We start from the raw sequence: 9,522 nt of genomic DNA on the forward strand, positions 1-9,522 counted from the left end.
GAGCGGGATTCCATCACCATCCGTCATGCCCAAGCGCTTCAGACCCCGTTTGCCCCGGTCGACCGGTGAGCGTCCAGCGGCCTCGCCGCCGCCGGGGGCCTTGGTGATGGAGCCGTCGATGGCGATCCGGTCGAGCACGAGCCCGACGATCCGGTCGTAGGACTGGAGTGCAATCTGCTTGAGCTGGGCGAAGACGCCGAGAGCGATCCACTCGTCACGCCGGTTGCGAATGGTGGTCGCCGAGCAGGTCGTGCCGGCGATCGCCTGGTAGGAGCAGCCGAACCGCAGCAGTTGCAGCAACTTGTCGAACACGATCCGGTCGCTGATGCGGCGGCGGTGGCAGCCCAACGGGTGGGCCGGATCGACCGTAGGAAGCTCGGGCAGCAGCGCGACGAATTGGTCCCAGAGCGGGTCGGTCAGCCATGACGGCAGGACGGGCACAGTCTCCCCCAGCGATCACAGAACGTCGCAACTCCATGATCACCGGAACCTGTGCCCTCCGTGCTGCCAGGGCTCCCCACGCCACCTATCTGCGCGAGCTCTAAGCCGCCCGGCCAGCCAACACCGCTGGTCGGGCCGATCGTTGCCCCCTACAGGCCTACCTGTAGAAGATGGCCACGCCCCCGTGGTGCGAGCAAGCGCCCTGGTGGTGCGCGGCGTAGGAGTAGGTGCCGTCGTTACAGAGGGCGGTGGCACCGTTTCCTGTGCTGGAACCACCCGAGGAGCTTGAGCCGCCACCCCCGGACGATCCGCCCGACGAACCCACGCTGCTTCCCGAATCCGCGGCGGCCGCGTGCGCGGTGACGGTCACCTTCACCTTGACCATCTTCGTCACCGTCGGCGCAGGATCTGGTGTCGCGGTCTCCGTGGCCGTAGCCGTCGTGGTGATCACGGCTGTCGGCCGCACCTTGTCAGCTGTCGGCTTCGCGTCGGTCCCGTTGTCCTGGCCGTTGGCGCCGGCGCCGATGCCGAGAAAGAAGGCTAGACCGATCGCGGGCAGTACATACCTCTTCCGCGCCCACCTTGGGACCGTAGGCGCTGACGGCTGCGGCGGCGTGGTGTACGGGTTGCTCAATGTGTCCCCCCAGGATGCATTGGAGGGCCGACCGTAGCGCCAGACGCGGCGTCAGATATGTAGATACGGTGAAGTAGTCACCCATCCGTGATGTCCCTCGGGCAAGGTACGGAGTTCTATGAATGACGGGCGGGCGGGATTGGTGACGCCCCACAGTCGAATGGCGTCTCCTCAGCAGAGCCTCGTCTACAACAGAGGTCACTCCCTCTCGACCTGGGCTGATCGCCTCGGAGCCCTCCAGCTCCACGCCTGTTCGTGACTGCGCCGCCCACCATCAGACAGCCTCTACCGGGAGGGCCGGGCGCACGACGGGCCGCTGGCCGACCGGTTACTGCGGCTGCTGCGGTTGCTGCGGTTGCGCAACATGACGCCGGAGGCGGCGGACCCGTCGCCTTGCTGATCCGGGCCCAGCACGGTAAGTCCGTGCTGGAGATCGGTACCTCCAAGGGCCATTCGGCCATCTGGTTCGCCGACGCCGTGCGAGATACCGGGGGTCGGCTGACCACGGTCGAAACGGACGCGGTCCAGGTCGAGGCAGCCCAGCGCAACCTCGAACGCGCCGGGGTGTGGGAGCACGTGGACGTCGTGCACGACGACGGGGGCAAGGTGCTGGAGCGCACGCCGGATGCGTCGGTCGACCTCGTCGTCCTGGACGCCGAACGACCCGTGTGCGTGGAGTACTGGCCGCAGGTGCGCCGGACACTGACGCCGCGCGGCATCGTGGCGGTGGACAACGCCGTGAGCCACCGCGAACAGCTCACCGCTTTCCGCTCCCTCCTGGCGGCGACTGGTGACTTCGCGGTGGATCTACGGGAAGTGGGCGACGGGGTGGTCACAGCGGTCCGGATGCGCTGAACCCCGCGTGTCCGCCCGGCCGGGACAGCCGGCTCGGTCCCTTGTGGGGGCCAGCCCCGGCACCGGGCCCCAGTCGGACGGGCGGATCAGCGCAGTCCGGCGAAGAGATCGTTCTCGGGTACGGCCGCGCCGGTGGCGTCCTGGACACGTACGAAGGTCTCCATGCCCATCAACTCGCCGAACCTCTCCTTGCCCATCTTGAGGAAGAAGATGTTCTCGCCCTGACTGGCGTGCGCGGCCAGCGCGTCGAACTTCTGACCGCTGAATGCGGTGGTGTCCACCCACGTGGTGATCTCCTCGTCGGCCAGGCCGATCTCGGCCATCTCGGCGGCCTCGGCAGGATCCGGCTCCGGCATGTCCTCATGAAACTCGCGCATGATCTCACCGAACCGCTGCATCATCGAGCGGGGCATCGTCGTCCAGTACACCTTCGGTGTCAGCGCGGTCATCTCCAGCGCCGCCATCGTGATGCGGTTGGCCTGGATGTGGTCGGGGTGGCCGTAGAAGCCATTCTCGTCGTAGGTGACGACCACATCGGGCCGGTAGTGCCGCATGAGTTCCGCGAGTCGGGCGGCGCCTTCCTCCACGGGGGTCTGCCAGAAGGATCCGGGGGCGTCGTTGCTCGGCCAGCCCGTCATCCCGGAATCGGCATAGTCCAGCATCTCCAGATCGCTGACCTCCAAGACGTCACAGCTCGCTTTGAGTTCCCGACGGCGCATCAAGGCGACGGCCGCCGGATCGTGCCCGGGATCGCCCGGCTTGACACCCTTCGGTCCGTCACCGCAACCGCCGTCGGTACACGTCACGAGAACCGTGCGGATGCCTTCCGCTGCGTACCGCGCGAGGATCCCTCCGGTACCGGTGGCCTCGTCGTCGGGGTGCGCGTGCACTGCCATGAGCGTCAAAGGCTGGTCAGTCATGAAACAGTCCTCCTGCAGAAATGCGTCTTGGTTCGAGTGCGCGGCGGGCGTACCGCGATCCCGGGGCCCGGATCCTGTCGGGGCGGACGACCTCGTGGTCTCCGTGTTCCCCGCCCGTGCGGCGCCGGTCCCTCGGTCGATGCAACAGTGGCGGCCGGACCGGCTGTTCCCGCCGCGGCCGCTTGACCTTCCAGGTGTCGGCGTTTCGATTCGAACGAGGTTCAGGCACGACCTGCACGTCTCAGCGCCACGTCGGATCCGGCTTCCATCCGGCATCAGCCGTGAGATTCCGGGACGAATGTGAGTCCCTGCACTGGTGCTGCCCGGGGAGTCGTGGAGGTCTGCGATGCCTTAAACCATCTGGTCAGGCGCCATCTCGTTCGGGCTCGTCACGGTCCCGATCAAGGTGCTCAGCGCTACCGAAGACCACAGCATCCGTTTCCACCAGTACCACCTTGAGGACATGGGCCGGGCCGGCACCAGGCCTGCCAGGACCAGCAGCTCTGGCCCTCCCCAAGCTGACACACGGCAGGACAGGGCCAGCCAGAGGCGGCCGAAAGGCGCAACTGCACAGGCGGCCGGCAGTCAGATCATGCTGAGGCATCAACGGGCCGTTCACCACCCGGAGCGCACCAGCAAGGCGGGCACCACAACCACACCGTTCCGAGGAACAGCCGATCCGCAGACCTCTGAACTGCGCGTCCACAGCCAGGGACTGCCAGGCCCGTCAGCACCCCGTCAGGGGCCCCTGCCACTGTTGTTCACGTGAACGGCACCGGACACCACCCGGGGCCGGGAACAAGGGAGAGGTGCCCGGAGCGGTTGATCGGGGACCAGCGAGCACACCTCACGGTCGGACCCCCTCGGGGGTCCACGCAGGTTCGAATCCTGCCCTCTCCGCCACACCGACACCCATGGCATCGCTGACCGGCCGCGACAGCGGCAGGCCCCGTACAAGGACCCCAAGCCCACGGCGAAGCGCGCCAGGCCGCGGGCAGGCTCGAAGAACGGGTCAGCGGGCCTGGATGACAGCGATGGGAATGTCAGGGCAGCTGTCGAGAAGGTCCGCGAGAGCGGACTGCTCCACGGGGCCGATGCTCAAGCCCCAGCGGATCTTGTCCGCGACCCAGTCGGTGACGTACTGGCAGCGGTAGCCGATGCCCGGGGAAAGCCAGGTGCTGGGGTCCTGGTCGGTCTTGGACCGGTTGGTGGCAGCGGACACCGCGATCAGCTCCCGGTCGTCGCCGAGGTCGTTGGCGTAGGCCTCCCGCTCCATTGCCGTCCACCCGTCGGCGCCGGAGTCCCAGGCCTCCGCCGGCGAGCCGTACCACTCCATGCAGCGCGGAGACTCTTGATCAGGGAGAAGCCTGGTCCGGCTTCCGGGCATGCGGGGCCGGCAGGCGGAACAAACCCCTGAGCCTGCGTAGGGCCCCCTCGTCGCCAGACGATGACGCAGCACCGGTCTCGATCGCCTCCGCGAATGAGAGGTCCTGACTGGTCAGGCGGAGGAATGCCTCCTGGCTGATCGTGATGATTGCGTCCGGGTGCTGGGCTGGTCCGTGCAGCGTCTCGATTGCTCCGTCATCGATCCGGGCATGGAACAGTTCGTCGTCGATACGGAATTCGTACACCGCGTGGAGTCCGGCCGCGGCCTCAGGCTCGAAACAGGCTCGCAGGCCGAGCACCGCCCAGCCCGGATGGAACGTCTCGCTCGCGCGCCGTTCGGCCATCGCCCACTTCAGGCCCCACCGGGCCAGTTCGAGGATCGCCGGTCCGAGTTCCTCGCCTGCCTCGGTGAGGGCGTATGCGGGGGTCCGGGCGGGCGGCGGGAGCGTGATCTTGTGTGCCAGTCCCTCGCGTTCCAGGTGTTTCAGGCGGGCGGCCAGCAGTCCGGTGCCGAGGCCGCGCAGGCTGGTCTGCAGGTCGCCGAACCGTTTGGGTCCGGTCAGAAGCTCGCGGATCAACAGCAGCGTCCAGCGCTCGCCGATGAGGTCGAGGGTGTGCGCGGTCGCGCAGTACTGGTTGTACGTTCGCTGTTCCACTTCGTCATTCTAGACTTCACGCTTCCGCTTCTTGAAGAAAGCAAACATCGAGGAGTATCCGGGCGAGCGGCTTCGGATCGGTCAGCATCACGTCGTGTGGGCCGTCCAGCGCATGGGTCCGGTATCCGACGGCCTCGCCGAACCGGTCGAAGGGATAGGTCTGCGGCCTGCAGTGGATGGCAGTTCCGGGGATCCGGTCGACGGCCGTGCTCAGGCGCGTGGGCTCGGTGAACGTGCGCAGCGGTTGGGGGAGCATGCGCGCGGCCAGCCAGGCTGCGGTGTCGGGGTCGGCGATGCCGAACGCCCCGGGCGGCGGGGGCGGGATCCGCCAGCCGTCCCCTCGGGTCCGGGCCGCCGTACGCACCGCGTTGACGAAGGCGTCAGGGGCCAGGCTGAACATGCTTGCGCCGTCGCGCCCCGCCCATCCGTCCACGAGGGCGATATGGCCGACGGCATTCGGCCGTGCGTCTGCGGCCTCCCGTACGACCAGGCCCGCGTAACTGTGCCCGACCAGCACCAGCTTGCCCTCCTCCTGCGCGGTGTCGAGTGCGGCGACGACCGCCTCTGCATGGTCGTGGAGCCCGTGGTCCCCCACGGTGCTGAGGTCCGGGGTGATCGTGTGTACCCCAGCGTCGTGCAGCAGCGGGACGATCCGGTCCCAGGCCCACGGGCCGTGCCAGGCGCCGTGGACAAGTACGAACGTGGTCATCGGTGATTCTCCGCACGCAGCAGGGGCAGAACCTGGTCGGCGAACTCCTCCAGTCCCGCGTCGTGGTCATCGGTCGCCAGGCGGATCACGAGGTGACGGGCGCCGGCCGCGACGTAACCGGTCAACCAGTCGGCGGCCTGACGGGCGGTACCGGCGAACACGGCCTGGATGGAGGCGATGAACTCGAGTGGCACGTTGTAGTAGCGCTCAATGCTCGTTTGCAGGCGCCAGCGCGCGTTTCCCGGGTTCTCGTCCAGGCAGAGCGTCGCGTACAGGGCCGGGGTGACCGAACGGGGCGTCGCGGCCTGCTCGATGGCAGCCTCGATGACCTCGCGCTCCTGCGCGTACGTCGTCGCCGCGGGCTGATAAGGAAGCCAGCCGTCAGCCAGGCGGGCCACGCGCCGCAGCGCTGGTGCGCCGCTTGCCGCCAGCCAGATCGACGGCCCTCCCGGACGGGACGGCAGAGGCGCGATCCGCACATCCTCGAAGGCGAAGTGCTCGCCCTGGTACGACACCGCCTCCCCCGACCAGAGCTGGCGCATGGCGTCGATCGACTCCTCCCTGCGGCTGATGCGGCGCTCGAAGCCGACGCCGACCGCCGCGAATTGGGCCTGGGTGCTCGGGTTCGAGAACCCGCCGCCCATGCCCGCGATCAGTCGTCCTCCCGACAGCCGGTCTAGGGTGGCGAGCTGGTGCGCCAGCAGGATCGGATGGCGCAGCGCCGGCAGAAGCACCGCCGTGCCGAGCGCGACCCGCTCGGTGGCCTGGGCTGCAGCGGCCAACAACAGCAGCGGATCCGCGCGCGGTCTGGTCACGGGGCTGTCGCCCGCCCAGACCGAGTCGAGCCCCAGCTGCTCTGCCCGTCGCGCCTGAGCGACGAGCCGCCCCAGGTCGTGCTCACCCAGAACGGACTGGTCGCGTGTCGGCAGCAGATAGCCGATCTTTAACCTCGCCATCTGCCCTCCCCGTCGTCGTGAGGTTTGTGATCGTACGTCATTGACTTCTTGTTTTTGAAGTGACAGGTTCATATTTCAGTAATCACGAAGGGAGTTGCGCGATGACCAAGGCGCTGTACACGGCGCAGGCGCACGTCGCCGGAGGCAGGAACGGCCACGGGCGCACGACTGACGGACGGCTGGATCTGGAGCTGCGGCAGCCCAAGGAGCTGGGCGGGGACGGTGAGGGCGTCAACCCCGAACAGCTCTTCGCGATCGGTTACGCCGCCTGCTTCGGTACGACACTCGCCCTGGTCGGCCAGCGCAGCCAGCTGAAAGCGGACGACGCGGTGATCGACTCGCGCGTCTCGCTGATCCCCGTCGACGGCGGCCGCTTCGAGCTCGGCGTCGAGTTGCACATCTCGCTGCCTTCGGTCACCGACGAGCAGGCGGGCGAACTGGTCAGGACGACCCACCAGGTCTGTCCGTACTCCCGAGCCACGCGTGACAACATCGGCGTGGCACTGGTCGTCAACGGAACCCGCCTGTGACATCGGCCCGTTCCCATGGCACTCCAGCCGGACTCCTGCATTCTTCCTGGTCAACAGCCCAGCAGTGAGGAGTGCAGCGGGGGTTTGGCGTGAACGGGACGGTCTTGGTCCACCCATCCCGCGGCCGTACGCCCGCGCCGCACGCAGTAACAACGCCGAGCGCGTACTTGGTGGCGGCTCCGCCATCGGGACCAGTTCACCGCTTGGTCACGAGCCGTTGACCAGGAAAATTACGGAAGCCCGACTGAAGTACGAGGACTTGTCCGGCCGATCACGGGGCACACTGGCCGACATGCCTCTATCACTGCACCACATCGTTGTCGACGCCCACGACCTGCCCGCCCTGGCCCGGTTCTGGGCCGAGGTGCTGGGTTGGCGGATCCTGTCCGAGCGGGAACGGGAGGTCGTGGTCGGACCGGACGAAAACGCGCCGCTGGGCATCTGCTTCATGCCGGTGACAGACCATAAGGTCGCCAAGAACCGCCTCCACCTCGATCTAACGTCCGCCGCGCAGGACCGGGAGGCCGAGATCGAGCGCATCCTCGCACTCGGCGCCCGCAGGGTGGATGTCGGGCAGAGCGGCAACGAATCTTGGACCGTGCTGGCCGATCCGGAAGGAAACGAGTTCTGCGTAGTTCGCCCGAAGCAGACCCTCATCGGCTAAAGCTTGCTCGAGGCCATCACGTCCCGAGCCAGAGCACGACAACGGCTCCTGTCACAATACCGAGGAAGACGCAGCCGTGTTTGATGCCCCTATGAATGTCAACCGGCGGGAACTCCCCGGGGTATGGCGCTGCCAGACGTTGCGTCTGGAAGTGCTTCGGCCAGCACCGAACGAATCCCTCGGCGGCCCAGCTTTCCAGGCGGGAAGGCTGGGCCGCCGCGGGTTCGGTAGCTCAGCGGATGCCCGGGATTGTGCCGCGCGGGACGTGGCTCGCCACGAACACACCGATCTTGGTGATCCCGTCTACTGCGTAGACGGAAATAGCCCGGCTTTCTCCAGCCAGTTTGGCCTGTGCGGCCAGAGCCTCTTGCGGTGACTTCGGGTTTGGCTCGGATTCGAGATCCACTCGTTTCACGTATCCGACCTTCCCATTTGTCGCGTACGCCTGCATCAGATCCGGTTCATTTTGCAGCATTGTCGCATCCATGCTGGATCCGTAGGTTTGCCCTTGCCTGTTCCTGTGCCAGGTCGGCACGGCTTCGGAACGGGTGGACCCTGTCGGACTGTCGGAGCCATTTGCGCCTACCGTTCCGCCTGCCGTCGCAGTGGCCGACACATGAGGCGACTCGTACGTGAAGTAGGCGTTGTACCCGTTCCCGTTGTACGCCTTGCTGACCCCGTAGCTGTAGTACGCGCCACTGCCGCAGGCATTGCCTGTCGTTGGCACGCTCATACCAGCCGCCGGACCGGTGTTGTACGCATAGCCGGTCTGAGTGCACAGGACTTGGTTCCTGTAGAGCCGGGCCAGTGCACCCATGTAGCCCGCGGGAACGTTGGTCGTACTTTGGTTGTAGACATCGGTAACTGCGTAGATGCGCGAAGACGTACCAACCCACGCACGGTTCTTGTAGTAGTGGGCATAAACCGGCCCGTAGTATGCCCATGGGCTATACGCAGTAGCTGCGGACGCCTGCGGCACAAAGGCACCGAGCAGCCCGCTGGCGAGAAGACAGACAAACCCGATCTTCACGCGCGCTCCCCTCGATGAAGCCATCGTTTACCTCCGTTGGTCGCCTTGAGAGAGCGTGGAAACTGCCCATCAGATGGGCAAGCGGTCACGGTTGCACCGTTCGTTAACAGAGATGAGACGGGCCCCCCGCTCTGTGACTTTTCGTTCATGTGACCCTCATCACGCTGACCTCCTCGCGGGTCACGTGTTGAGCACGCCGGCCGAAGCGGACACGGCCCAGCGCATGATGCCCCTTCAGCTCGCTCGTCCAGGGGCACCATGCGCATCCGCACCACTACAAGAGGCTGAGCTGACCGAGCTTCAGCCGGGAATTTCGGTGCACAGCATGAAGGTCGGCCGGTGGCTCGAAGAGCAGCGTCAGCACGCAGTCCGGCAAAGGCTGTTGCCCGGGCAGCGTGAGCTCCTGGAGGCGATCAGAGCGAGGCGTGCTGTGTGAAAGAGCGTTTTGTCCCGGCGAGGTTGTTTGGTTCGAGGTTCAGGTGTCGCGCCAGTCGGGCGTGGATTCGCTGGTGAGTCGTCGGCTTATGAGGTCCTACCTTCTTGATCGGGCTGAGCGAGCCATTCGTAGGGTTGGCTCACCCAGGGGTGGCAGGGTATGGCTGTTATGAGGTTGCCGCTGGTGGCTCGATCGACTTGGCCGCCCGTCACCCCGCGACGACGCGGCCGCTGATTGGGAGTTGCGAGCAGATCGCTGTGTAGGACAACGCCGGCGACGTCGTTGCAGGACAGCTGTCACGACGA

Annotated in this window: 11 protein-coding genes and 2 pseudogenes; 5 read left to right on the top strand and 8 right to left on the bottom strand. The window is 66.7% G+C overall.

What is annotated here, in order from left to right; translation table 11 throughout:
* Together AB0H32_RS43975 and AB0H32_RS43980 are read right to left on the bottom strand one after the other, a co-directional pair.
* Window positions 1-441: transposase (locus AB0H32_RS43975; RefSeq protein ID WP_361133918.1), on the bottom strand; the 441-nt coding region annotated here is incomplete at its 3' end.
* Window positions 442-598: 157 nt separating this feature from the next.
* Window positions 599-1,075 carry a DUF3761 domain-containing protein gene (locus tag AB0H32_RS43980; RefSeq protein WP_361133920.1) on the bottom strand — a complete coding sequence of 159 codons (477 nt, stop codon included), beginning with the start codon at window positions 1,073-1,075 and terminating at the stop codon, window positions 599-601.
* 255 nt (window positions 1,076-1,330) lie between these two features.
* Between AB0H32_RS43980 and AB0H32_RS43985 the strand changes: the two genes are divergently transcribed.
* Window positions 1,331-1,930 (top strand): class I SAM-dependent methyltransferase, encoded by a 600-nt coding sequence (locus tag AB0H32_RS43985; RefSeq protein ID WP_361133922.1) that lies wholly within the window; start codon window positions 1,331-1,333, stop codon window positions 1,928-1,930.
* A gap of 86 nt (window positions 1,931-2,016) precedes the next feature.
* Here the strand turns inward: AB0H32_RS43985 and AB0H32_RS43990 are convergent, their stop codons facing one another.
* Complete coding sequence (locus AB0H32_RS43990; RefSeq protein WP_361133924.1) at window positions 2,017-2,850, bottom strand: PIG-L family deacetylase; 834 nt, start codon at window positions 2,848-2,850, stop codon at window positions 2,017-2,019.
* A gap of 358 nt (window positions 2,851-3,208) precedes the next feature.
* Here AB0H32_RS43990 and AB0H32_RS43995 point away from each other — a divergent pair.
* Both AB0H32_RS43995 and AB0H32_RS44000 read left to right on the top strand, forming a co-directional pair.
* Window positions 3,209-3,334: pseudogene (locus AB0H32_RS43995) on the top strand (Ku protein); the annotation flags it as partial.
* Between the two features lie 319 nt (window positions 3,335-3,653).
* Window positions 3,654-3,753, top strand: a pseudogene (locus tag AB0H32_RS44000).
* Window positions 3,754-3,862: 109 nt separating this feature from the next.
* Here the strand turns inward: AB0H32_RS44000 and AB0H32_RS44005 are convergent.
* Genes AB0H32_RS44005 through AB0H32_RS44020 form a run of 4 tightly spaced genes read right to left on the bottom strand, consistent with a single transcriptional unit; the run spans window position 3,863 to window position 6,557 of the window.
* The gene (locus tag AB0H32_RS44005) at window positions 3,863-4,186 is read right to left on the bottom strand and encodes an HNH endonuclease family protein (RefSeq protein ID WP_361133927.1); all 324 of its coding nucleotides are present in this window, start codon (window positions 4,184-4,186) and stop codon (window positions 3,863-3,865) included.
* 19 nt (window positions 4,187-4,205) lie between these two features.
* Complete coding sequence (locus AB0H32_RS44010) at window positions 4,206-4,892, bottom strand: winged helix-turn-helix transcriptional regulator (protein ID WP_361133929.1); 687 nt, start codon at window positions 4,890-4,892, stop codon at window positions 4,206-4,208.
* Window positions 4,893-4,908: 16 nt separating this feature from the next.
* Complete coding sequence (locus AB0H32_RS44015) at window positions 4,909-5,601, bottom strand: alpha/beta hydrolase (RefSeq protein WP_361133931.1); 693 nt, start codon at window positions 5,599-5,601, stop codon at window positions 4,909-4,911.
* Window positions 5,598-6,557 carry an LLM class flavin-dependent oxidoreductase gene (locus tag AB0H32_RS44020; protein WP_361133933.1) on the bottom strand — a complete coding sequence of 320 codons (960 nt, stop codon included), beginning with the start codon at window positions 6,555-6,557 and terminating at the stop codon, window positions 5,598-5,600. Before AB0H32_RS44020 ends, AB0H32_RS44015 begins: the two co-directional genes overlap by 4 nt.
* A gap of 101 nt (window positions 6,558-6,658) precedes the next feature.
* On the opposite strand from AB0H32_RS44020, the gene AB0H32_RS44025 reads away from it, so the two are divergent.
* Window positions 6,659-7,087, top strand: coding sequence for an organic hydroperoxide resistance protein (locus AB0H32_RS44025; RefSeq protein ID WP_361133936.1), 429 nt, complete (start codon window positions 6,659-6,661; stop codon window positions 7,085-7,087).
* A 292-nt stretch (window positions 7,088-7,379) separates the two neighbouring features.
* The gene (locus tag AB0H32_RS44030; protein WP_361133938.1) at window positions 7,380-7,751 is read left to right on the top strand and encodes a VOC family protein; all 372 of its coding nucleotides are present in this window, start codon (window positions 7,380-7,382) and stop codon (window positions 7,749-7,751) included.
* 232 nt (window positions 7,752-7,983) lie between these two features.
* Here AB0H32_RS44030 and AB0H32_RS44035 read toward each other — a convergent pair whose 3' ends face one another.
* A complete protein-coding gene (locus tag AB0H32_RS44035) occupies window positions 7,984-8,781 on the bottom strand; it encodes an ATP-dependent Lon protease (RefSeq protein ID WP_361133940.1) in 798 nt (265 codons plus the stop codon).
* Window positions 8,782-9,522 lie beyond the last annotated feature (741 nt).

Source organism: Streptomyces sp. NPDC020362, assembly GCF_040642095.1.
Classification (GTDB): domain Bacteria; phylum Actinomycetota; class Actinomycetes; order Streptomycetales; family Streptomycetaceae; genus Streptomyces.